The 22,433-nt window shown below is 71.9% G+C and carries 19 protein-coding genes and 3 tRNA genes; 12 read left to right on the top strand and 10 right to left on the bottom strand.

Translation table 11 applies throughout. From position 1 onward, the window contains the following. Positions 1–182 precede the first annotated feature (182 nt). On the top strand, positions 183–833 hold the full coding sequence (locus tag J8403_RS20615; RefSeq protein ID WP_014053817.1) for a hypothetical protein: 651 nt from the start codon (positions 183–185) through the stop codon (positions 831–833). Positions 834–897: 64 nt separating this feature from the next. On the opposite strand, the gene J8403_RS20610 is transcribed toward J8403_RS20615, so the two are convergent. Further along, positions 898–1,632: an SLATT domain-containing protein gene (locus J8403_RS20610; protein ID WP_211124454.1), complete on the bottom strand. Its 735-nt coding sequence runs from the start codon at positions 1,630–1,632 to the stop codon at positions 898–900. A 340-nt stretch (positions 1,633–1,972) separates the two neighbouring features. Between J8403_RS20610 and purD the strand changes: the two genes are divergently transcribed. The 3 genes from purD to J8403_RS20595 all read left to right on the top strand — a co-directional run bounded on the left by purD (position 1,973) and on the right by J8403_RS20595 (position 7,186). Further along, the gene (gene purD / locus J8403_RS20605; protein ID WP_211124453.1) at positions 1,973–3,238 is read left to right on the top strand and encodes a phosphoribosylamine--glycine ligase; all 1,266 of its coding nucleotides are present in this window, start codon (positions 1,973–1,975) and stop codon (positions 3,236–3,238) included. Positions 3,239–3,565: 327 nt separating this feature from the next. Further along, entirely contained in the window at positions 3,566–5,401 is a 1,836-nt protein-coding gene (locus J8403_RS20600; protein WP_211124452.1) for a hypothetical protein, read from the top strand. Between the two features lie 273 nt (positions 5,402–5,674). Next, positions 5,675–7,186 (top strand): N,N-dimethylformamidase beta subunit family domain-containing protein, encoded by a 1,512-nt coding sequence (locus J8403_RS20595; RefSeq protein ID WP_211124451.1) that lies wholly within the window; start codon positions 5,675–5,677, stop codon positions 7,184–7,186. Between the two features lie 160 nt (positions 7,187–7,346). On the opposite strand, the gene J8403_RS20590 is transcribed toward J8403_RS20595, so the two are convergent. Beyond that, positions 7,347–8,801 (bottom strand): phytoene desaturase family protein, encoded by a 1,455-nt coding sequence (locus J8403_RS20590; protein ID WP_211124450.1) that lies wholly within the window; start codon positions 8,799–8,801, stop codon positions 7,347–7,349. Between the two features lie 190 nt (positions 8,802–8,991). On the opposite strand from J8403_RS20590, the gene J8403_RS20585 reads away from it, so the two are divergent. Continuing rightward, complete coding sequence (locus J8403_RS20585; protein ID WP_211124449.1) at positions 8,992–9,912, top strand: phosphoribosylaminoimidazolesuccinocarboxamide synthase; 921 nt, start codon at positions 8,992–8,994, stop codon at positions 9,910–9,912. Between the two features lie 51 nt (positions 9,913–9,963). Here J8403_RS20585 and J8403_RS20580 read toward each other — a convergent pair. The 5 genes from J8403_RS20580 to J8403_RS20560 form a co-directional block, all read right to left on the bottom strand. Next, positions 9,964–10,039: transfer RNA gene (locus J8403_RS20580), tRNA-Gly, on the bottom strand. 127 nt (positions 10,040–10,166) lie between these two features. After that, positions 10,167–10,787 carry a response regulator transcription factor gene (locus tag J8403_RS20575; RefSeq protein ID WP_211124448.1) on the bottom strand — a complete coding sequence of 207 codons (621 nt, stop codon included), beginning with the start codon at positions 10,785–10,787 and terminating at the stop codon, positions 10,167–10,169. A 163-nt stretch (positions 10,788–10,950) separates the two neighbouring features. Next, a tRNA-Gly gene (locus tag J8403_RS20570) sits at positions 10,951–11,026 on the bottom strand. Positions 11,027–11,106: 80 nt separating this feature from the next. Then, positions 11,107–11,178, bottom strand: a tRNA-Gly gene (locus tag J8403_RS20565). Between the two features lie 104 nt (positions 11,179–11,282). Continuing rightward, positions 11,283–11,600 carry a histone-like nucleoid-structuring protein Lsr2 gene (locus J8403_RS20560; RefSeq protein ID WP_059146536.1) on the bottom strand — a complete coding sequence of 106 codons (318 nt, stop codon included), beginning with the start codon at positions 11,598–11,600 and terminating at the stop codon, positions 11,283–11,285. Positions 11,601–11,903: 303 nt separating this feature from the next. Between J8403_RS20560 and purS the strand changes: the two genes are divergently transcribed. Genes purS through purL form a run of 3 tightly spaced genes read left to right on the top strand, consistent with a single transcriptional unit; the run spans position 11,904 to position 15,111 of the window. Next, on the top strand, positions 11,904–12,188 hold the full coding sequence (purS, locus tag J8403_RS20555) for a phosphoribosylformylglycinamidine synthase subunit PurS (RefSeq protein WP_211124447.1): 285 nt from the start codon (positions 11,904–11,906) through the stop codon (positions 12,186–12,188). Continuing rightward, complete coding sequence (gene purQ / locus J8403_RS20550; RefSeq protein ID WP_093463487.1) at positions 12,185–12,865, top strand: phosphoribosylformylglycinamidine synthase subunit PurQ; 681 nt, start codon at positions 12,185–12,187, stop codon at positions 12,863–12,865. The genes purS and purQ overlap by 4 nt, the downstream gene beginning before the upstream one ends. After that, positions 12,862–15,111 (top strand): phosphoribosylformylglycinamidine synthase subunit PurL, encoded by a 2,250-nt coding sequence (gene purL, locus J8403_RS20545; RefSeq protein ID WP_211124446.1) that lies wholly within the window; start codon positions 12,862–12,864, stop codon positions 15,109–15,111. The genes purQ and purL overlap by 4 nt, the downstream gene beginning before the upstream one ends. A gap of 106 nt (positions 15,112–15,217) precedes the next feature. On the opposite strand, the gene J8403_RS20540 is transcribed toward purL, so the two are convergent. After that, complete coding sequence (locus J8403_RS20540; RefSeq protein WP_211124445.1) at positions 15,218–15,616, bottom strand: nuclear transport factor 2 family protein; 399 nt, start codon at positions 15,614–15,616, stop codon at positions 15,218–15,220. A gap of 84 nt (positions 15,617–15,700) precedes the next feature. Here J8403_RS20540 and J8403_RS20535 point away from each other — a divergent pair, with 84 nt between their 5' ends. The 3 genes from J8403_RS20535 to purM all read left to right on the top strand — a co-directional run bounded on the left by J8403_RS20535 (position 15,701) and on the right by purM (position 19,340). Then, positions 15,701–16,498, top strand: a complete 798-nt coding sequence (locus J8403_RS20535) for a sterol carrier family protein (RefSeq protein WP_211124444.1) — start codon at positions 15,701–15,703, stop codon at positions 16,496–16,498. A 174-nt stretch (positions 16,499–16,672) separates the two neighbouring features. After that, on the top strand, positions 16,673–18,232 hold the full coding sequence (gene purF, locus J8403_RS20530) for an amidophosphoribosyltransferase (protein ID WP_211124443.1): 1,560 nt from the start codon (positions 16,673–16,675) through the stop codon (positions 18,230–18,232). A 40-nt stretch (positions 18,233–18,272) separates the two neighbouring features. Further along, entirely contained in the window at positions 18,273–19,340 is a 1,068-nt protein-coding gene (gene purM, locus J8403_RS20525) for a phosphoribosylformylglycinamidine cyclo-ligase (RefSeq protein ID WP_211124442.1), read from the top strand. A gap of 120 nt (positions 19,341–19,460) precedes the next feature. Here purM and J8403_RS20520 read toward each other — a convergent pair whose 3' ends face one another. Next, positions 19,461–19,715: a DUF3073 domain-containing protein gene (locus tag J8403_RS20520; protein WP_211124441.1), complete on the bottom strand. Its 255-nt coding sequence runs from the start codon at positions 19,713–19,715 to the stop codon at positions 19,461–19,463. Between the two features lie 369 nt (positions 19,716–20,084). Beyond that, complete coding sequence (locus J8403_RS20515) at positions 20,085–21,239, bottom strand: Leu/Phe/Val dehydrogenase (protein ID WP_246585917.1); 1,155 nt, start codon at positions 21,237–21,239, stop codon at positions 20,085–20,087. A 176-nt stretch (positions 21,240–21,415) separates the two neighbouring features. Here J8403_RS20515 and J8403_RS20510 point away from each other — a divergent pair, with 176 nt between their 5' ends. Beyond that, positions 21,416–22,252: a DUF8083 family protein gene (locus J8403_RS20510; RefSeq protein WP_211124439.1), complete on the top strand. Its 837-nt coding sequence runs from the start codon at positions 21,416–21,418 to the stop codon at positions 22,250–22,252. The last annotated feature ends 181 nt before the right edge of the window (positions 22,253–22,433 follow it).

The raw sequence follows: 22,433 nt of genomic DNA, 5'->3' as shown, positions 1-22,433 counted from the left end.
CGCCCGGCCTCTCGGCGATTCCCCCGGACGGTCGGTGAACCGGAGGCCGGGGAGGCGGGGAGGCCGGAGCGGCGGCAGGTGAAACGGCCTGCCCGGGTTGGCCTCCGGCACTCTTCGCGAGGCGTACGCGGGGCATTACGCTGGGCCGACCATCGACCGTACGGATACGAGAGTGAGATCGCGTGGCATGTGACCTCTGGCTGGTCCCCCTCGTCGATGTGCTGTGCCACAGCCCCGACAACCCCTTCGCCGAAGAGATCGCCGCGTACGACAAGGCGCTCAGTGATGCGGGTTTGCCGCCCGTACCCGTCTTCAGTTATATGCCGGGACTGTCCGGGGATGTCGCCCCGGTGGCCGGTTTCGACTACGACGCGCTGCACTTTCTCCGCCGTGCCTATCTGCTGCAGCTGTGCGGGCTCGCGGTGACGCCGGTGGACGAACTGGGCGGGGATTACGAGCAGTTGCTGGAGATGTTCGAGCCCACGGCCCAGCAGTCGCATCTGGTGTGGCACTACGACCACGCGGGGGCGTATGTCCCCGTCGACTTCCAGAGCCCGCTGTCCAACGACGAACTCCTCGAGGGCGGCGGCCCGTTGGGATCCAGCCACGGCCTGCTGCGCGAGCTGGAGGCGGTCGCCCCGGCGCTCGGCATCGATCCGTCCAACCCCCCGGCCGCCCCCGCGCCCCCGGCCCGCCCCACGAGCCTGGAGGAGCCGGCGGCGTCGGTCCCGTACGAGGACAGCCCCTTCGCACGGGAGCGCCATGTCTGGCTGGGCCTGCACGCGGCGGCGACGCGCAGCCTGGGCCAGGGCTCGATGATCGTCTTCAGCTGACCGCACCCACCAAGCGTCTCCGGTAGGCGTCTCCGGTAGGCGTCCACGACGGGAGTCGCGGCCGTCAGCGGGGCGGCTCGGGAGGACGCTGCCGCGGCATATTGGGCCGGCCGGGGCCCGGCGGCAGCGGAAAGCGGCTCGTGGGGCTCCCGCTGTCCGGACGGGAGCCCTGGGTCATCAGCGCCTGTGTGACCAGCGGCGCCGAACCGGACCCGAAGTCCACCATCCAGCCCGCCGTCTCGGCCCGTACCAGCTCCGACACGTCCTCGCAGAACCGCCGCAGCACCGAAAGACACCGCTCCACGGCCTCGCTCGCGGTGCCCTCGGTCGGGCCCAGCACCTCCCGCACGCTCTCCGACGCCCAGTCGAACTGCAGCGCCTCCAGCCGCCGGTGCACCGCCTGCGCCGTGGCCACGTCCCGCATCCAGCCGGACGTCAGCCCGAAGAACCGGTCGCCGCCGAAGCAGGCGGCCGCCAGCAGCAGCGCCAGCGCGCCCCAGCCCGCGCCGCCGTCCAGCGCCCCGTTCAGATCCACCAGCGGCAGCACCCCCGCCACGACCGCCGCCACCGCGGCGCCCACCCGCAGCACCCGGGCGGTCCGGCGCTTCCACACCCGTTCGGCGAGGTACCACCCCGCGACCTCCAGGGCGCCCTCCTCGACCCACCGGTACAACTCGTCGAGCCGCTCCGCCGGCTCCCCCCAGTCGCCGTGCGGGAAGGGCCGACCGAGCAGGTCACCCTGGGCTCTCGCACCCTCCGGCCGAGGGAGCCCCTCGGGCTGCATCTCCGGCTGACTCACCGTGCAACTCCCTCTGCGGCGGCGTTTCTCCTGGCGCGCGGCTGATGCGCGACCACCATTCCTACCGCCGAACGGCTGGCCACGAAGACCCGATCACGGGTTTTCAGCCCGTAAGAGCTGCCCCATCGGGTATAGGACCGCCCACTCCTCACCCAAAAGAGTGGCCCGCGGACCGGACCCGGACCGGTCGGCCCGGCCGGGGGCGCCTCCATGCGCCGAAGGCGCGAGACGGAACCCTCGGCGCCGAGCGCGGTAGCCCCGGGGGCCGCAGCCTGGCCGCGCGCGGGGTGGCGGCCCCCACCGCACAGCCGCCCCCGCCCGAGGCAATAGGCTGCATACCGTGAAGGTCCTCGTCATCGGCGGCGGCGCCCGCGAACATGCCCTGTGCCGCGCTCTCTCCCTCGACCCCGACGTCACCGCACTGCACTGCGCCCCCGGCAACGCCGGCATCGCCGAGGTGGCCGAGCTGCACGCGGTCGACGCGCTCGACGGCGCCGCCGTCGCCGACCTCGCCGCCTCCCTGGGGGTGGGCCTCGTGGTCGTGGGGCCGGAGGCACCCCTCGTGGCGGGGGTGGCCGACGCCGTGCGCGAGCGCGGGATCCCGGCCTTCGGGCCGTCCGCCGAGGCGGCGCAGCTGGAGGGCTCCAAGGCGTTCGCCAAGGACGTGATGGCGGCGGCGGGCGTGCCCACCGCCCGCGCCTATGTGTGCACCACGCCCGCCGAGATCGAGGAGGCCCTGGACGCGTTCGGCGCGCCCTACGTCGTCAAGGACGACGGCCTGGCCGCGGGCAAGGGCGTCGTGGTGACCGAGGACGTCGAGGCCGCCCGCGCACACGCGCTGGCCTGTGACCGGGTGGTGATCGAGGAGTTCCTGGACGGCCCGGAGGTCTCCCTCTTCGCGATCACCGACGGCGAGACCGTGGTCCCGCTGCAGCCCGCCCAGGACTTCAAGCGCGCCCACGACGGCGACGAGGGCCCGAACACCGGCGGCATGGGCGCGTACTCCCCGCTGCCCTGGGCCGACCCCGAGCTGGTGGACGAGGTCGTGGCCACGGTCTGCCAGCCCACCGTGGATGAGCTGCACCGCCGCGGCACGCCCTTCTCGGGGCTGCTGTACGCGGGCCTGGCGATCACCTCGCGCGGGGTGCGGGTGATCGAGTTCAACGCCCGCTTCGGAGACCCGGAGACCCAGGTGGTCCTGGCCCGGCTGAAGACCCCGCTGGCCGCGGTGCTGCTCGCCGCCGCCACCGGCCGTCTGGAGGCCGAGCCGCCGCTGCGCTGGAGCGACGGCGCCGCCGTGACCGTGGTCGTCGCCTCGCACAACTATCCGGACACCCCGCGCACCGGCGACCCGATCACCGGGCTGGACGCGGTGGCCGAGCAGGACGGCCCCAAGGCGTACGTCCTGCACGCGGGCACCAAGCGGGACGGCGCGTCCGGTGAGGTGGTGAGCGCGGGCGGCCGTGTGCTCTCCATCACCGCGACCGGCTCCGACCTGGCGAAGGCACGCGAACGGGCCTACCGCGCGGTGGGCCGGATCGGCCTGGAGGGCTCCCACCACCGCTCCGACATCGCCGCGAAGGCGGCGGCCGACGCGGCCTCGTAAGGACAGGCCGCGAGTCGGGCTGTAAGAAGAGTCTCAAGCGGTGTCCCCGGCGGGCCCGTAAACGGTCCCGAAGGCCGCTTCCGCCTGTTCACACGGGGCCGGGCGTCGCCGTCGCGAAGTTCCCGGTTTTACCCAAGGCCATTCCATCGGGTGAGCGCTTCCGCATCCTGCTGACGCGCGCCCTGCCCCCAACTAGTGTGCCGCTCAGGCGAGGTGCGGCAACTGGCCCACCGGCATTGCGGAGTGGGCGGCCAGTGCGACAGTGGGTGGGAGAAAACAACGCCGCCGTCGTCCGCTGTTCAAACATCGGCCGGACAGTAGGGGGTGATGAGAACCGTGGCAGGTACCGAAGCAGGTGCCCTGGCGGCGCGCGCTCGCGCCCTCGCGGTACTGCGCATCCGGAGCACGGCGCTCGCGGTCGCACTCCTCCCGGCCGCGGCCGCCGTCGTGCTGCTGGCCGGAAGCGCCACGGGCAGCGTCGGAGGTTCCCAGGACCAGGGCTGGACGGCCCTGCGCTGGGTGGTGACCGGGGGCGCTCTGCTGGTCCTGCTGCTGGCGGCGGCCGTGGCCGCCGTGGTCGTCCGGGCCAGACCCGCGCTCACCCCGACGGTGCCCATCGCCGAGGAGACGGCGCCCGATCTCTACCGGCTGGTGCGCGATCTGGCCGAGCGCCTGGAGGTGCCCGCGCCCTCCGCCATAGCGCTCACCCCCGACTGCGACAGCTGGCTGGAGGACCGTACGCATCCGGCGCACGCCCAGCGCCGGGAGCATAGGGACCGCGGCGCCCTGGCGGTCGAGGAGCCCCGCTCCGCACGGGGCGCCCCGGCCCCCGCCAGCGGCGCGGACCGGATCGGGGACCGCCCCGAGCGGCGGGTTCCGCAGGCGCCGGTGCTGGTGATCGGCTCGCCGTTCCTGTGGTGGATGCGGGTCGCCGAGCTGCGCGCGCTGCTCGCCCCGGTGGTGGCGGGCACCGGCCCGTCCGTCCATCCCGACATAGCCGCCGCCCGCCGCTTCGTGCGCGGTCTTGACGCCGCCGTGGCCGTCGCGGCCCAGGGCGGCGAGCCGTCGTCCGGCCCCGCGCCCGCCCTGGTGGCGGTGGTGCGCCGGCCCGCCTTCGCCTTCGTCGGCTGGGTCGCCCGGCTGCTGCTGCGCGGCTGCCGGGACCATGCGGCCGAGATGGAGCGCGCGGTCGCCGCGGCCGCCTCCGAGCGGGCCCAGGCGGTCGACTACGGGCTGCGGATCGTCGCCCAGGAGCAGGTGGGCCTCGCCTACGCGGGCTGGGACCGGCTGCTGACCCGGGTCGCGCTGCCGGCCTGGCGGATGGGCCGCTGGCCCTCCCGGCTGGACGCGGGCGTGGTCTCGGCGCTCACCGAGCTCTCCCGCCGGGACCGGCTCGCCGAGGGGTTCACCTCGCGGCTGAGCGAGCGCCCGGCCTGCGACCTCCTGGAGGAGCCCGGGGTGATAGACGAGGCCACCTCGCTGCTGGCCGCCCGGCTCTTCCACGGCGGCCCGCCGGAGCCGGGCCCCGACTGGTCCCCGGTCGACTGGGGCGCGTATCCGGAAGAGGTCGTGGACCGCAAATGGCGGCAGGAGGCCGCCCGGCTCAACCGGCTCCTGGACGAGCGGGAGGACACCCACGACCTCGTCGGCGCCGCCCGCGCACCGGCCCCCGTGAGCGCGCCCGCGCCGCCCACCCTGGCCCGGGTCATGGACCGGCTCACCGCCACCCCGGCCGACCCCGCCGACGCCCCCGACGGCGGCGCCCCCGGGCTCGCCGCCCGGCTCAGCGTCGAGGTGGCCCGCGAGGAGGCCGCCGCCACCCGGGCGTACGGCCAGGGCCCCGCGGCGGGCGCGGAGGGGGCCGCGGGCGACCCGTGGATCGACGACTTCGCCCCGGCGTTCCCGCTGCAGCCGCCGCGCACCGGCCGCGAGCTGCTGGCCGACCACGTCACCGCCATGGTCTGCTGCGCCGCCGTGGACACCGCGGGCGCGGCCCCCGGCCTCGACTGGCTCGACGGGCCCGCGCTGCTCGTCGGCGGGCGGCGGCGGGCCGATCTGGCCCATCCGGTGCTCAGCCTGGTGGAGGACGGGGACGACGGGCCGCTGCGCGCCTGGCTCGGCGAGGTGGGAATCCGGCCGGAAAAGCCCGTCCGGCTGGTGTAGGCGCGCATAGTGCGCCGAATCCGGTCCTATGTCCAGCCTTGTCGCGCGTTCGGCGTCTGTTCCGGCAAATTAGCGACTATCGGTGACGGAGTAGGTGCGTAATGTGATGTGCTTGGACCGGTCGCTGTCCGCCCGGCCCACGAGTTCCGGCCCACCGGCCCGGACCGCCAGACCGGCCCCGCAGCCCGGCCCACAAGGCCGGATCCGCTGCGGTGCGGTGTGCGAGGACAGCGAGGCGAGGCGCCGCCGGGCACGCAGGGGAGGGGAACGATTGTGGGGACGGACCAGATCCGGCGCTGGGAGTCAGGAGCGCTCGCGCACGCGGTGACGGATCCTTTCGGCCAGGGCCCGCTGCCCTGGCTGCGCGACAGTGAGAACTACTTCGACGACACCGGGCGGGTGGTCCCGTGGTACGTCGACCACGTCCGGCAGTCCGGGGCCCACCCCGGGGCCATCGACCGGGCGCCCGGGCGGGTCCGTGCGAAGGGCCCCGCCAGGATCCCCGGCCCCCGCACCGCCGACGATGTCCACCGGCAGATCAAGGGCTTCCCCTCCGCCTCCGCGGCGGCCCCCGGCGAGGCCATCGACTTCCGGATCACGGTGGATCCGCCCCAGCAGTTCAGCGTGGACATCTACCGCATCGGCTACTACGAGGGCGTCGGCGCGCTGAAGATCACCACCAGCCCCCGGCTGTCCGGCATCGTCCAGCCGCCCCCGCTCACCGCCGACCGCACCGTCTCCTGCCACCACTGGTGGCTGTCCTGGCGGCTGCAGATCCCCTCGTACTGGAAGCCCGGCGCCTATGTCGCGGTGCTGACCACCGTGGACGGCTACCGCAGCCACATCCCGTTCACCGTCCGCGACCCCCGCCCCGCCGATCTCCTCCTCGTCCTCCCCGACCTCACCTGGCAGGCGTACAACCTCTATCCGGAGGACGGCCGGACCGGCGCCAGCCTCTACCACGCCTGGGACGAGCAGGGAAAACTGCTGGGCGAGTCGGAGGCGGCGATCACCGTCTCCTTCGACCGGCCGTACGCGGGCGCGGGGCTGCCCCTCCATGTGGGCCACGCATACGACTTCATCCGCTGGGCCGAGCGCTACGGCTACGACCTGGCCTACGCCGAGATGAGCGATCTGCACGCGGGCCGGGTCGACCCCACCCGCTACCGGGGGCTGGTCTTCCCCGGCCACGACGAGTACTGGTCGGCGCCGATGCGCCGCACCGTGGAATCGGCCCGCGACAGCGGCACCTCGCTGGTCTTCCTCTCCGCCAACACCATGTACTGGCAGGTCGAGCTCACCGCCTCGCCCTCCGGCCCGGACCGGCTGCTGACCTGCCGCAAGCGCCGCGGCCCCGGCCGCTCGGCGCTGTGGCGGGAGACCGCGCCCGAACAGCAGCTGATCGGCATCCAGTACGCGGGCCGGGTCCCCGAGCCGAGCCCGCTGATCGTGCGCAACGCCGGCCACTGGCTGTGGGAGGCCACGGGCGCGGAGGAGGGCGATGAGCTCCCCGGCCTGGTCGCAGGCGAGGCCGACCGCTACTTCCCCCGCACGGCCCTGCCCGAACACCTCCGCCGCATCCTGCTGGCCCACTCGCCGTACGAGGACACGGAGGGGGTGGTCCGCCACCAGGAGACGTCGCTCTACCGCGCCCCGAGTGGTGCTCTGGTGTTCGCGTCGGGGACGTTCGCGTGGTCGCCCGCGTTGGATCGTCCGGGGCATACGGATGAGCGGATTCAGCGGGCGACGGCGAATCTGCTGGATCGGATCTGCAAGCGGGGCTGACGAACCTCGCTCGCGGGCCGATGCGCAGGGGGCGTGGCGGATGGCCGGGCGGGTGCTCGCGCCCATCGGGGGTGGTGGGCCGGGGTCCGGGGCGGAGCCCCGGTTGTGGGAAGGGGAGGGGAACAGCCCGCCGCAGGCGGCAAGACCCGTTGGGCACCCCCTACGCCACCGGGGCCAGAGAGGGCGCCGTCCGCACGCCGAAACGATGCCTCAGCGCCGACAACGCGGCCAGATACCCGCACATCCCATGGACCCCCGGCCCCGGCGGGGTCGCCGCCGAGCACAGAAAGAGCCCGGGGAGCGGGGTGCGGTACGGATCGAGCCGGGGCACCGGCCGGGCGAGGCTCTGCCACAGCGTCATCGCGCCCGAGCCGATGTCCCCGCCCACATCGTTGGGGTCGTACGCCTCCAGGTCCCGCCCGGACAGGCCGCGTGCCGCGAGCACGGTGTCCCCGAAGCCGGGGGCGTAGGTCTCGATCCGGGAGCGGATCAGCTCCACGGGGTCGGTGTCGTCGCCGTTCGGCACATGGGCGTAGGCCCACACCGGCCGCCTGCCGGGCCGGGCGCGCCCGGCGTCGGTGACGGCCGGGTCGACGAGCAGGACGAACGGCTCCCGGCTGCGCACCCCGCGCGCCGTCAGGGTCTCCTGCCGGGCCAGCTCGGCGTGGCCGCCGCCCAGGTGCACGGTCCCGGCGCGGCCCACGGCGGGGTCGGCCCACGGGATCGGCTCGCTGACCAGGAAGTCGGCCTTGGCGGCGGCCGGGCCGTAGCGGAACCGCCGCAGCGCCCGGACGTAGCGGTCGGGCAGCCGGCGCCCGGCGATGTCCAGCAGCCCCGGCACACCGGTGTCGAGCAGGACCGCACGAGCGCCACCGGCCAGCTCGCCGAGGTCGCCGATCGCGCGCCCGGTGTGGAAGGTGCCGCCGTGCGCGGTGATGTCGTCCGCCATGGCCTCGGCGATCCGGGCGCTTCCGCCGCGCGGCAGCGGCCAGCCGGGGCCGTGTGCCAGATGCCCGAGGAGGGCGGCCACCGCGCCCCCGGCCAGGCTGGGCAGTTCGCCCACGGCATGGGCGGCGACCCCGGTGAGCAGGGCGGGCGCCGCCTCACCGGTGAAGCGGGCGGCGCCGAGCCGGGTGCCGTGGACGAGGATCCGCGAGGCCAGCAGAAGGGGTGCCACCGGATCGCGGGGGAGGGCGCGCTGTCCGGAGAGGACGAAGTCGACCACGCCCTCGCTGTGCCGCAGCAGCGGCGCCATCAGCCGCCACCAGCGCTCCCCGTCCGGGCCGAGCCCGGCGCAGGTGGCCGCCAGGTCGCGGTGGGCGAGCGCGGCGCGGCCGCCGTCCAGCGGATGGGCGTAGGAGACCTCGGGCGTCAGCAGCTCCACCCCGCGCGCGGCCAGGTCGAACGCGCGGAAGAAGCGGGAGACGGGCGCCATGGGGTGGACCGCCGAGCAGATGTCATGGGCGATGTCCGCGTCGAAGAGCGACTGGGTGCGCAGCCCGCCGCCGATGCTGTCGGCGGCCTCGTACACCTCCACCCGCAGCCCGGCGCGGGCCAGGGTGACGGCGGCCGCGAGCCCGTTGGGGCCGCTGCCCACGATCGCCGCGTCGGCCATGCCACACCTCCCGTCCGGACCCTTCCGGCCCGCCCCCGGACGAGTTCCTCCTGCGAGGTGTTCGAACCGGCCGGAAGCGGAACCCGAAGCGCTGGGCCCCGCGGTCCGCGCCCCGCCGCCGGTCACGGCCGCTTCGTGCGGCAGAATCAAAGAGGGCTGGGACAAATGGACAAAAACACCAGGAGGAAGCGTGTCCGGATTCGTCGAGAAGCCCGAACCGGTCGAGGTTCCGGGCCTTCAGCACCTGCACACGGGCAAGGTGCGCGACCTCTACCGGAACGAGCGCGGTGAGCTCGTCATGGTCGCCAGCGACCGGATCTCCGCCTACGACTGGGTCCTGCCGACCGAGATTCCCGAGAAAGGCAAGATCCTCACCCAGCTCTCCCTCTGGTGGTTCGATCTGCTCGCCGACCTCGTCCCCAACCACGTCCTGTCCAGCGAGCTGCCCCCCGGCGCCCCCGCCGACTGGGAGGGCCGCACCCTGATCTGCCGGTCGCTGCGGATGGTCCCGGTCGAATGCGTGGCACGCGGCCATCTCACCGGCTCCGGCCTGGCCGAGTACCGCGAGACCCGTACGGTGTGCGGAATCGCCCTGCCCGAGGGGCTGACCGACGGCTCCGAGCTGCCCTCCCCGATCTTCACCCCGGCCACCAAGGCCGAGGTCGGCGAGCACGATGAGAACGTGGCGTACGAGGAGGTGGCCCACCGCATCGGCGCCGAGCCCGCCGCCCAGCTGCGCCAGGCCACCCTCGCCATCTTCAACCGGGCCCGGGAGATCGCCCGGGCCCGCGGGATCATCCTCGCCGACACCAAGTTCGAGTTCGGCTACGCGGAGGCGACCCTGGGCGCGGAGGGCGCCGAGCCGGTGCTCGCCGACGAGGTGCTGACCCCGGACTCGTCCCGCTTCTGGCCCGCCGACCAGTGGCAGCCCGGCCGCCCGCAGCCGTCCTTCGACAAGCAGTACGTCCGCGACTGGCTGACCTCCCCGGCCTCCGGCTGGGACCGCGCCGGTGAGCAGCCGCCGCCCCCGCTCCCGGCGGAGGTCGTCGAGCGGACGCGGGCGAAGTACGCGGAGGCCTACGAGCTGCTGACCGGCACCGCCTGGAAGTAGGCCCGGGAAACGACCAAGGGTCCCGGCCGATCGGCCGGGACCCTTGATACATGGAGCGGACGACGAGGCTCGAACTCGCGACCTCAACCTTGGCAAGGTTGCGCTCTACCAACTGAGCTACGTCCGCCTGCGCCGGACTTTTCCGGTTCGACGCGCCTCTACTATAACCAAACCCTCGACCGGTGAACTACCACCCGGGTGTCGAGGCCACTCAGGGCGGCCGCACGGAGCGCTCGGGGGCGCTTGGGAGCCGCTCAGAGCCAGCCGTGCTCCTGGGCGATCCGCGCCGCCGCGTGCCGGTTCTCCGCCCCCAGCTTCGCCGCCGCGGCCGACAGGTAGTTCCGGACCGTCCCCTGGGAGAGCGCGGCGCGCTGGGCGATCTCCGCGATGGAGGCGCCGTCCGCCGCCAGCTCCAGCAGCTCCGCCTCCCGCGCGGTCAGCGGGGAGTCCCCGGCGCTGATCGCGTCGGCGGCCAGACCGGGGTCGACATAGCGGGACCCGCCGTGCACCGTGCGGATGATCTCCGCGAGCCGCTGCGCGGAGGTGGTCTTCGGCACGAACGCGCGCACCCCCGCCTCCAGGGCCCGCTTGAGGTGCCCCGGCCGGCCGTGGCTGGTCACGATCATCGTCCGGCAGCCGGGCAGCTCCGACCGGAGCGCCGCGGCCACCGAGACCCCGTCCGCCTCCGGCATCTGGAGGTCCAGCACCGCGACATCGGGCCGGTGCGCCCGCGCCATCGCCAGCGCCTCGGGCCCGGACGCCGCCTCCGCGACCACCACCAGATCGTCCTCGAGCGCCAGCAGGGCGGCCAGGGCGCCCCGGATCAGATGCTCGTCGTCGGCCAGCAGCACCCGGATCGCCGCGGTGTCGTTCACACGCCCCTCCCAGCGGGACCTTCGCGCAGCGGGACCACACGGACCCGGTACGCCGTCACTTTCCCTCGGTGGCACCGCCGTTCGCCCCCGCCCCGGCCCCCGCCGGGGATTCCGGGGCTGAAAACGCCTGAGGCGCCGGTCGATTCGACCGGCGCCTCAGATCTGGAGCGGACGACGAGATTCGAACTCGCGACCCTCACCTTGGCAAGGTGATGCTCTACCAACTGAGCCACGTCCGCATGCCTCCGACCAGCTTTCACCGATCGGCGCGTGCATCACTCTACCTGATCCTCTTCGCAAGAGGGCGATAGACGATGAGAGCGGGTGACAGGGATCGCACACTGCGCCTCCCCCTTGGAAAGGGGGCGCTCTACTACTGAGCTACACCCGCATGGTGTCGTCCTCGGGGTTTCGGCCTTTCGGCCTCGCCCCTCGGCGTGCTCCAGACTTTAGCGGATCACCCGGGGTGGTGTGCAACTCGGCTGAACGGGTCACTCAGGCCGACTCGTTGAAGGCCTCGTAGACCTTCTTCGGGATCCGGCCGCGCGGAGGCACCTCCATGCCGTGCGACCTGGCCCAGGCGCGCACCGCGGCCGGGTCCGGGGCGACGTCGGTGCGGCGGTACGTCTTGCCCGAGCGGGCCCGCTTGCGGCCGGCCTCCACGTACGGCGCGAGCGCGTCGCGCAGTTTCGACGCATTGGCAGAGTTGAGGTCGATCTCGTACAACTTGCCGTCGAGTCCGAACGTGACCGTCTCTTCCGCTTGGCCGCCCTCGAGGTCGTCGGAGAGCGTGACTACTACGCGCTGCGCCACGGATATCGGTCCTTTCGGGCTGCATCGATGCGTTGACGTGCAAAGATGTCAGCTGTCCAGTTGTGTCCAACAATGCTTTTTCATTTGTACAGCGACTGGCATTGCATTGTGAACCCCGGTAATTCCATCCGCGTGTCACGCCGCGATCGGGACCATACGTTTTTCCCCGACCTTTCCCCGTCAGTTGCCACCGACGATGCTTAAACGTGACCGAACCCTTGCATATCTACTCGCGTAGAATTTTCGCCGGGGTAGGCTTGGGCCACCGCCTTACGCACCAGCACCACACCACCGGGAGTGCCAGTGGCACGCGTCGTAGTCGACGTCATGCTCAAGCCGGAGATCCTCGACCCCCAGGGCCAGGCGGTGCAGCGAGCACTGCCCCGCCTCGGTTTCGAGGGGATCGCCGATGTCCGTCAGGGCAAGCGCTTTGAACTCGAGGTGGAGGGCCCGGTCGACGATGCCGCCCTCGCCCGTATCCATGAGATCGCCGAGACCTTCCTGGCGAACACCGTGATCGAGGACTTTTCCGTGAAGGTCGAGGTCGGCGAAGGTGCCGACACCACCGCCGTGAAGGCCGAATCGTGACCGCACGCATCGGAGTCATCACTTTCCCCGGCACGCTCGACGACCGCGACACCCAGCGCGCGGTGCGCACCGCCGGCCTCGAAGCCGTACCGCTGTGGCACCGCGACAAGGACCTCAAGCAGGTCGACGCGGTGATCCTGCCGGGCGGCTTCTCCTATGGCGACTATCTGCGGGCCGGCGCGATCTCCCGGTTCTCTCCGGTAATGGAGTCGGTGATCGACCAGGCGAAGGCCGGTATGCCGGTGCTTGGCATCTGCAATGGCTTCCAGGTTCTCACCGAGACCCATCTCCTCCCCGGTGCGATGCTGCGGAACAACCATCTGCACTTCATCTGCCGCGATCAGAAGTTGCGAGTGGAAAACGCGGAGACCGCCTGGACGCGCTCATACGAGCAGGGCCAGGAGATCAACATCCCGCTGAAGAACATCGACGGACGCTATGTCGCCGATGAGCGCGTCCTCGATGAACTCGAGGCCGAGGGACGCGTCGTCTTCCGCTATGAGGAGCTCAACCCCAACGGCTCGCTCCGCGACATCGCCGGAATCTCCAATGCGGCGGGCAATGTCGTCGGCCTCATGCCCCACCCCGAGCACGCCGTCGAACCGCTGATCGGCACCGGTCGCACCGACGGTCTCGGATTCTTCACCTCGATCCTCAAGAGGCTGGTCAGCGCATGACCCTGGACACCACCAAGCACGCGGCGCAGACCCCGGACGACGGGCAGCCCTGGGCCGAGCTCGGTCTGAAGCAGGACGAGTACGAGCGCATCCGCGCCATCCTGGGCCGCCGCCCCACCGGCGCCGAGCTCGCGATGTACTCCGTCATGTGGTCCGAGCACTGCTCGTACAAGTCGAGCAAGGTCCATCTGCGGCAGTTCGGTGAGAAGGCCCCGGAGAGCGACGCCCTGCTCGTCGGCATCGGCGAGAACGCGGGTGTGGTCGACGTCGGCCAGGGCTACGCGGTCACCTTCAAGGTCGAGTCGCACAACCACCCCTCGTACATCGAGCCCTACCAGGGCGCGGCCACCGGCGTCGGCGGCATCGTCCGCGACATCCTCGCCATGGGCGCCCGCCCGGTGGCGGTGATGGACCCGCTGCGCTTCGGGGCCGCCGACCACCCCGACACCAAGCGGGTACTGCCCGGTGTGGTCGCGGGCATCGGCGGCTACGGCAACTGCCTGGGCCTGCCCAATATCGGCGGCGAGGTCGTCTTCGACCCCTGCTACCAGGGCAACCCGCTGGTCAACGCGCTCTGCGTGGGCGTGATGAAGCATGAGGACATCCACCTCGCCAAGGCGTCCGGCGCCGGTAACAAGGTGATCCTCTACGGCGCCCGCACCGGCGGCGACGGCATCGGCGGCGTCTCCGTCCTGGCCTCGGAGACCTTCGACGATTCAAAGCCCACCAAGCGCCCCGCCGTCCAGGTCGGCGACCCCTTCCAGGAGAAGCTGCTCATCGAGTGCACCCTGGAGGTCTTCAAGGAGGACCTGGTCGAGGGCATTCAGGACCTCGGCGGGGCGGGCCTGTCCTGCGCCACCAGCGAGCTCGCCAGCGCCGGCTCCGGCGGGATGCGGGTCGAGCTGGACACCGTGCCGCTGCGCGACTCCTCGCTCTCCCCCGAGGAGATCCTGATGAGCGAGTCGCAGGAGCGCATGTGCGCGATCGTGAAGCCCGAGAAGGTCGACCGCTTCCTGGAGATCTGCGAGAAGTGGGACGTCATCGCCACCGTCATCGGTGAGGTCACCGACGGCGAGCGGCTGGAGATCTTCTGGCACGGCGAGCAGATCGTGGACGTGCCCCCGCGCACCGTCGCCCATGAGGGCCCGGTCTACGAGCGCCCCTTCGCCCGCCCCGAGTGGCAGGACGCGCTCCAGGCCGACGACGCGGGCAAGCTGCCGCGCCCGGCCACCGCCGAGGAGCTGCGCGCGCAGGTCCTCAAGGTGGTCGCCTCGCCGAACCAGGCGTCCAAGTCCTGGATCACCGATCAGTACGACCGCTTCGTCCAGGGCAATACGGTCCTCGCCCAGCCCGAGGACTCCGGCATGGTCCGCGTGGACGAGGAGACGGGCCTGGGCGTGGCCGTCGCCACGGACGGCAACGGCCGCTACGCCAAGCTGGACCCGTACGCGGGCGCGCAGCTCGCGCTCGCCGAGTCGTACCGCAATGTGGCCGCGTCCGGCGCCACGCCGCTGGCCATCTCCAACTGCCTCAACTTCGGCTCGCCGGAGGACCCCGCGGTCATGTGGCAGTTCGCGGAGGCCACCCGCGGTCTCGCCGACGGCTGCCTGACCCTGGGCACCCCGGTCACCGGCGGCAATGTGTCGCTGTACAACCAGACCGGCGAGGTGGCCATCCACCCGACGCCGGTCGTCGCCGTCCTCGGCGTGATCGACGATGTGGCCCGCCGCACCCCGATCGCCTTCGCGGAGGAGGGCCAGCTGCTCTATCTGCTGGGTGACACGGAGGCGGAGCTGGGCGGCTCGGCCTGGTCCCAGGTGATCCACGACCATCTGGGCGGACTGCCGCCGAAGGTGGACCTGGAGCGGGAGCGGCTGCTCGCCGAGATCCTGATCTCGGCCTCGCGTGACGGCATGGTGGACGCGGCCCACGACCTGTCCGACGGCGGTCTGATCCAGGCGCTCACCGAGTCGTGTCTGCGCGGCGGCAAGGGCGCCCGGATCGTCGTCCCCGACGGTCTGGACCCGTTCGTCCTGCTGTTCTCCGAGTCCGCGGGCCGGGCGGTCGTCGCCGTACCGCGCAGCGAGGAGGTCCGCTTCAAGGACATGTGCGGGGCGCGGGGGCTGCCGGCGGCCCGTATCGGTGTGATCGACGGCGACGCGATCGACGTCCAGGGCCAGTTCTCCATCCCGCTGGCCGAGCTGCGGGAGCCGTACGAGGCGACGATCCCGGGCCTGCTGGCCTGAGGACCCGCGTCCTTTGTGACATACGGCCCGCTCCCTGACGGCAGGGAGCGGGCCGTACGGTCCATCCGGGCCTCGCGCGCCGGGGTTCATGGGCCCCAGGCAGGCCTCACGGGCCCCAGAACGCGTCCCAGGCGTCGATGTCCTCGACGCATTCGTCGATGTCGGTGATCTTCCCGCCGACGACGGTGAAGAAATTCCCGGTCCTCATGTCCAGGCCGCGGTTGCCGCGCTCGGCGCGCAGATGGTGGACGGACATCGCATGTCCGCGCCCGTCGCACAGCACCCTCTCCAGATCGACCCGCAGCGTGCCACCGGTCTCCTCGTACATCGAGCGGTACAGGTCCATGCAGGCGTCCCGGCCCTTGTGGTGGCCCGACATCGCGTTGTCACCCGGCAGATGATGGACGACGTCCGCCGTCATCAGCGTCGATACCGTGTCCAGATCGCCCTGGGAGAAGGCCGTGCAGGCGCGGCGCACCAAGGCGCGATCGGGGTGTTCGCCCATGGCATCTCACACCTTCCATGCCGATGGAAAACCCTTCCTCCTTCCATCCTGCCGCTGTCGGTGGCCTCCCTTAAGCTCTCCGCCATGCCGCCCCGTGCCCGTGCCCGCAGCTATGACCCCGCCAAGACCCGTACCGCCGTGATCGCGCAGCTGAGGCTGGTGCGGAAGGCGGCCGAGGAGCTGGACGCGACGGGTCTGGACGCGCCCACCCGGTTCGGCGGCCGGACGGTCCGGGAGCTGGTCGCGCATGCGGCGATGGCCGTGACCTCCGTCGTCCGGCTCCTGGAGCGGCCCGCGCCGCCCGCGCGGGAGGTCACCGTCACCGGCTGGGCCGCGGCGCTCGCCGCGCACGCCGATCCGATCGACGAGGAGACTGCGGCGGCGGGCGAGGACCTGGGCGGGCTGCTGGAGCGTGCCGAGGCGCGGTTCGCGGAGACGGCCTCGGTCGCGCCCGGCGACCGGCTGCTGGCCACCCGCGTCGGCGCGATGCGACTGGAGGACTACCTGGTCACCCGGTGTGTGGAGCTCGTGGTCCACGCCGACGATCTGACGGCCGCCACCGGAGTGCCCGTACGGCACGACCGGCAGGCGCTGGCCACCGCGGTCCGGGTGCTCGCCGACGCCCTCGCGGCGAAGGCGCCAGGCGGCTCGGTCGAGCTCCGGATCCCGCCGTTCGCCGTGGTCCAGTGCGTCGAGGGCCCCCGGCACACCCGCGGCACCCCGCCGAACGTCGTCGAGACCGACCCGCTGACCTGGATCCGCCTCGCCACGGGCCGACTGACCTGGGCCGAAGCCCTGGATTCCGCACCGCTGAGCGCGAGCGGCGACCGCGCCGACCTCTCCGCGCACCTCCCTGTGCTCGGCCGAGCGCACACCGTGTGATCCTCTTCGGGGTCGCGAGATGTGATCCTTGCCTCGGCCATGGCATTCCGCGCCTGGCCATCGCAGGTCGGGCACGGGTTCCGGGGGCCCGGAGCGGTACGGGGAATGTGACTTACGCCCCCCTGACGGGTCCCTCGTTCGGAGGCACCGCCGAACTGGCCTAGACTCGTTGACGTGCCACGTGGTGACGGACGACTCAGCCACGACCTGCTCCCCGGTGAGAAGGGCCCCCAGGACGCTTGCGGCGTCTTCGGAGTCTGGGCACCGGGTGAAGAGGTCGCCAAACTCACCTATTTCGGGCTGTACGCACTGCAGCACCGTGGACAGGAGTCCGCGGGCATCGCGGTGAGCAACGGCTCCCAGATCCTCGTCTTCAAGGACATGGGCCTGGTTTCCCAGGTCTTCGACGAGACCTCCCTCGGCTCTCTCACGGGCCATATCGCGGTCGGTCACGCCCGCTACTCCACCACCGGAGCCTCGGTGTGGGAGAACGCGCAGCCGACCTTCCGGGCCACCGCCCACGGCTCGATCGCGCTCGGCCACAACGGGAACCTGGTCAACACCGCCGAGCTGGCGGAGCTGGTCGCGGCCCTGCCCCGGGACGGCGGCCGGGCCACCCAGGTCGCGGCGACCAACGACACCGACCTGGTCACCGCGCTGCTCGCGGGCCAGGTGGACGACGACGGCAAGCCGCTGACCGTCGAGCAGGCGGCCCCCATCGTCCTGCCCAAGGTCAAGGGCGCTTTCAGCCTCGTCTACATGGACGAGCACACGCTGTACGCGGCGCGTGACCCCCAGGGCATCCGCCCGCTGGTCCTCGGCCGCCTCGAGCGCGGCTGGGTGGTGGCGTCCGAGACCGCCGCCCTGGACATCGTGGGCGCGTCCTTCATCCGTGAGATCGAGCCCGGCGAGATGGTCGCCATCGACGAGAACGGGCTGCGCTCCACCACCTTCGCCGAGGCCCGCCCCAAGGGCTGTGTCTTCGAGTACGTGTACCTCGCCCGCCCCGACACCGACATCGCGGGCCGGAACGTGTACCTCTCCCGGGTCGAGATGGGCCGCCGGCTGGCCAAGGAGGCCCCGGCCGACGCCGACCTGGTCATAGCGACGCCCGAGTCCGGCACCCCCGCCGCCGTCGGCTACGCCGAGGCCAGCGGGATTCCGTACGGCTCCGGGCTGGTCAAGAACAGCTATGTGGGCCGGACCTTCATCCAGCCCTCGCAGACCATCCGCCAGCTCGGCATCCGGCTCAAGCTGAACCCCCTCAAGGAGGTCATCCGGGGCAAGCGCCTGGTGGTCGTCGACGACTCGATCGTCCGCGGCAACACCCAGCGCGCCCTGGTGCGGATGCTCCGCGAGGCCGGCGCCGCCGAGGTCCACATCCGGATCTCCTCCCCGCCGATCAAGTGGCCGTGCTTCTTCGGCATAGATTTCGCCACTCGCGCCGAGCTGATCGCCAACGGCCTCTCGGTCGAGGAGATCGGCAAGTCGCTGGGCGCCGACTCGCTGGCGTACATCTCCACCGACGGCATGATCGAGGCGACCACGATCGCCAAGCCGAATCTGTGCCGCGCCTGCTTCGACGGTGAGTACCCGATGGAGCTGCCGGATCCGGGGCTGCTGGGCAAGCACCTCCTGGAGGCCGAAACACAGGCCCCGAACAGCGCCGACGCCGATGGTGTGACGACGCTGACCGCCGGTGTCGGCGGCGCCGACGCCCTGCGCCGTCCCTGAGCGCACGCCTGTCATCCCCGATACGAAAGATCTCTACGTCATGCCTGAGTCCGGGTCCACCTACGCCGCCGCGGGCGTCGACATCGAGGCGGGTGACCGCGCCGTCGAGCTGATGAAGGAGTGGGTCAAGAAGGCGAGCCGACCCGAGGTCGTGGGCGGCCTCGGCGGTTTCGCGGGGCTCTTCGACGCCTCCGCCCTGGCCCGCTACCAGCGTCCGCTGCTCGCCTCCGCCACCGACGGCGTCGGCACCAAGGTGGACATCGCCCGGCGGATGGGCGTGTACGACACCATCGGCCGCGACCTGGTCGGCATGGTCGTGGACGACCTGGTGGTCTGCGGTGCCGAACCGCTCTTCATGACCGACTACATCTGCGTCGGCAAGGTCTACCCGGAGCGCGTCGCCGCCATCGTCAAGGGCATCGCCGAGGGCTGCACCCTCGCCGGCTGCGCCCTGGTGGGCGGCGAGACCGCCGAGCACCCGGGGCTGCTGGGCGCCGATGACTTCGATGTCGCCGGGGCCGGTACGGGCGTGGTCGAGGCCGATCGGGTGCTGGGCGCCGATCGCATCCGAACGGGGGATGCGGTGATCGCCATGGCTTCGTCCGGACTTCACTCGAACGGGTACTCACTCGTCCGCCATGTGCTCTTCGACCGGGCGGGCTGGGCGCTGGACCGCGAGGTGCCGGAGCTCGGCCGGACGCTGGGGGAGGAGCTGCTGGAGCCCACGCGGATCTACTCGCTGGACTGCCTGGCCCTCACCCGCACCACCGAGGTGCACGCCTTCTCGCACATCACCGGCGGCGGGCTCGCCAACAACCTGGCGCGGGTCATCCCCGAGGGGCTGCGCGCGGTCGTGGACCGCTCGACCTGGGCCCCCGGCGCGATCTTCGAACTGGTCGGTCAGGCCGGCTCGGTCGAGCGCCTCGAGCTGGAGAAGACCCTCAACATGGGCGTCGGCATGATGGCGGTGGTCCCCGCCGACTCCGTCGATGTGGCGCTCACCACGCTCGCCGACCGCGGCGTCGACGCCTGGGTCAGCGGTGAGATCACCGAGCGCACGGCAGGGGACGCGGAAGCGGTGACGCTGACCGGTGACCATGTGAGCTGATGACCATGCGGACTGAGTGGACCGCGCCGGGTGCGCGGACAGCACAGAAGCCGGTCCGAGGCGGGTGCCCCGGACCGGTGGAGGTGTGCGGCGATAAGCCGAGCGCCTGGAACGGGTGGTTCAGGCGCGGCGACGCTGCGGGGACGGATCGGACTGTTCGTCGTCCTCGTCCTCATCGTCGTTGTACAGATCCGCGTACTGTGCGTACGGGTCGTCGTCCAGCTCATCGTCCTCGAACTGCTCGCCATTCGGCGGCTGGCTCGGTGTCGATGCGCCCAGCTCCTCGGCCAGGCGTGAGAGATCCGTCCCACCGCTGTTGTACTTCAGCTGGCGGGCGACCTTCGTCTGCTTGGCCTTGGCCCGGCCGCGCCCCATGGCTCGACCCCCTCAACGACGGGGCTCGACGGCCCCAGAGTCTTGACACGCGTTCACGTTCATAAATCGGAGCGGACTCTCATAAGAGAGACCGGTCCGTAGGGCTTCAACGGTACCTGCTTCTGTGGCCATACGGTACGTCGCCCACACGACGTGCCACGAGGCAGAACCCGCGAGGAGCCCGTTCCTCGCTGGTCAGCTGCGATTTTAACCTGTCTTGCGGGCCGACCCGCCGACAGGCCGTGAGGGATGTCTCGCCGATGGCTCCCAGGGGGCTCCCGTGTCGCCCCTCCGGTGGCCCCCGGCAAGATCCCGCACGGCCTGCCCACGGCTGCGCTCAGACGCCCTCAGGCGCCCGTGGGCCACGGCTCAGGCGTCGTGGCCCTCCGCCATCCGGTGCTCGGCCAGCCGGTCGGCGGCCGCGGCGGGCGGGATTCCGTCGGTCTGTGCACGATCGAATATGGCCAACGTCGTGTCGAAGATCTTTGTCGCCTTCGCCTTGGCCCTGTCGAAGTCGAACCCGTGCAGCTCATCCGCCACCTGGATGACACCACCGGCGTTCACCACGTAGTCCGGCGCGTAGAGGATCCCGCGGCCGGCCAGGTCCTTCTCGACCCCCGGGTGGGCCAGCTGGTTGTTGGCCGCGCCGCACACCACCTTCGCGGTCAGGACGGGCACCGTGGCGTCGTCCAGGGCGCCACCGAGCGCACACGGGGCGTAGACGTCCAGGTCGGCGCGGACCAGCGCCTCGGTGTCCCGGACCGCCTGTACGCGCGGGTGGCGGGCCAGTACGCGGTCCACCGACTCACCGCGCACATCCGTGACCACGACCTCGGCGCCGTCCTCCAGCAGATGCTCGACCAGGTGGTGGCCCACCTTGCCGACCCCCGCGATGCCGACCCGGCGGCCGCGCAGCGTGGGCGCGCCCCAGGACGCCTGGGCGCTCGCCCGCATCCCCTGGAAGACACCGAAGGCGGTCAGCACCGAGGAGTCGCCGGCGCCGCCGTTCTCGGGCGAGCGGCCGGTGGTCCAGGGGCACTCGCGGGCGACGACGTCCATGTCGGACACATAGGTGCCCACATCGCAGGCGGTGACGTAGCGGCCGCCCAGAGAGGCCACGAAGCGGCCGTAGGCGAGCAGCAGCTTTTCGGTCTTGATCTCTTCGGGATCGCCGAGGATCACGGCCTTGCCGCCACCGTGGTCGAGCCCGGCGAGCGCGTTCTTGTAGGACATGCCGCGGGCGAGGTTGAGGGCGTCGAGGAGCGCCGCTTCTTCGGGGTTCTCCTCGGAGGCGTAGGCGTGGAAGCGGGTGCCGCCGAGGGCCGGGCCCAGGGCGGTGGAGTGAAGGGCGATGACGGCCTTGAGGCCGCTCTCGCGGTCCTGGCAGAGCAGGACCTGCTCATGCCCGCCGAGATCGGACCGGAACAGCGTCGCAAGCGGTGAGAGAGGGTTCGGCACGCGACTCTCCGTCGGACCGTCGGCACTGACGGTGTGACGTACGTCGGTCACGGTGGTGACTCCCATAGGTCGGGGTAGACGCCCTCCTGGCTGGTGGGGAGGGCCGTGGGCAAGAGCGTAAGCCCTGGGGCCCCAGGGGATCGGCCATGTCCCCGACGAGTCCGGATAGCGGGCATGGGACGATGCCGTCAGGTGGGGGTAAGGGAGCCCCTGGCGGTGGTCTCAGCCTTGAGGGAGCGCGTGTGACCTTGGCGTCTTCGGTGATTGTCCCGTACGCGGCGTATCTCCGGGTCTATGAGCCACTGGCAGCGTTTCCGGAGCCGGAGCGATCGCACTGGGCGCGGTATGCCAAGCGCGACGACCTGCCGGGTGCGCAGGACGAGCTGCGCCGCTCGCTCGCGGACCTCCTGCCGGTCCCGCCGGTGGCGGTTCCGGTGCACGAGAGCGCGGACGCCTTCGTGGCGCTCGTGGACGGCGTCACATGCGTCTGTCCGTGGCGTACGCGGCTGAGGGGCTGGCTGGCCCTGGAAGAGCTGCCGGAGCGCCTTCCCGGGCCCCTCCTGGACGCGGCCCTGCCCCCGGTGGTGCGCCGGCAGGCGGTGGCGGACTTCGAGCGGTGGCTGGAGCGCAACCCGGACGCCCGGCCGTGGATCCGGTCGGCCACCTGGCATGTGCCGGTGCGCTGGTTCGTGCTCTTCGGGGACGAGGAGCGCGAATTCACCAAGGGTGACGAGGGACTCATCCTCCGTTACCGCACTCCGATGGTCCAGGCCAGGCGCCGGGTTGCGCGTGGCCTTAAGGTGCTCAAGGAGTCCCTCGGCGAGGGGCCGCTGATCGACGGGCTGGTGGACGTCGGCCGGTGGCTCGAGGAGTTCCACCCCCGGTCGCTGGTCGAGCTGGACTACGGCGGTCTGGTCCACACCCTGCCCGCCGGGCAGCTGGAGGAGGACCACTCGGCCGCGGATGTGGCGGAGGGCCTCGCGGCGCTGCGCGACGGGGACGGGGAGCGGGCGGGCAGCGCGTACGAGCGGCTGACCGACCGCTGGAGCGTGATCCGTGGGCGGCAGAACGCGAGCTGAGCCCGGCCGGAGCGGCGCCGGGTGGCCGGTTCGACGGTCGACCGGAGCAGACGGGGACGTAGGTCCCGATCCGGGCCATTGCCTCAATCGTGACCTAAAGCACTGACTTCGGGCCTTGCGGTAATCACCCATCCTCGTGTCAAAATAGGACAAGGAGTCCGGGAGGGACTCCTTCCGCCCA

The organism is Streptomyces yatensis (genome assembly GCF_018069625.1).
Taxonomy (GTDB): domain Bacteria; phylum Actinomycetota; class Actinomycetes; order Streptomycetales; family Streptomycetaceae; genus Streptomyces; species Streptomyces yatensis.
Note: the sequence above shows the minus strand (reverse complement) of the source record. Positions and strands in the feature narration are given on the sequence as shown.

What these genes read in the sequence shown, in the direction of transcription:
- J8403_RS20600 (WP_211124452.1), top strand. Translation starts at nt 3,566, where the DNA reads ATGAGAACCGTGGCAGGTACCGAAGCAGGTGCCCTGGCGGCGCGCGCT.
- J8403_RS20590 (WP_211124450.1), bottom strand. Translation starts at nt 8,801, where the DNA reads ATGGCCGACGCGGCGATCGTGGGCAGCGGCCCCAACGGGCTCGCGGCC.
- purL (WP_211124446.1), top strand. Translation starts at nt 12,862, where the DNA reads ATGACCCTGGACACCACCAAGCACGCGGCGCAGACCCCGGACGACGGG.
- J8403_RS20540 (WP_211124445.1), bottom strand. Translation starts at nt 15,616, where the DNA reads ATGGGCGAACACCCCGATCGCGCCTTGGTGCGCCGCGCCTGCACGGCC.
- J8403_RS20535 (WP_211124444.1), top strand. Translation starts at nt 15,701, where the DNA reads ATGCCGCCCCGTGCCCGTGCCCGCAGCTATGACCCCGCCAAGACCCGT.
- purM (WP_211124442.1), top strand. Translation starts at nt 18,273, where the DNA reads ATGCCTGAGTCCGGGTCCACCTACGCCGCCGCGGGCGTCGACATCGAG.
- J8403_RS20520 (WP_211124441.1), bottom strand. Translation starts at nt 19,715, where the DNA reads ATGGGGCGCGGCCGGGCCAAGGCCAAGCAGACGAAGGTCGCCCGCCAG.
- J8403_RS20515 (WP_246585917.1), bottom strand. Translation starts at nt 21,239, where the DNA reads ATGGGAGTCACCACCGTGACCGACGTACGTCACACCGTCAGTGCCGAC.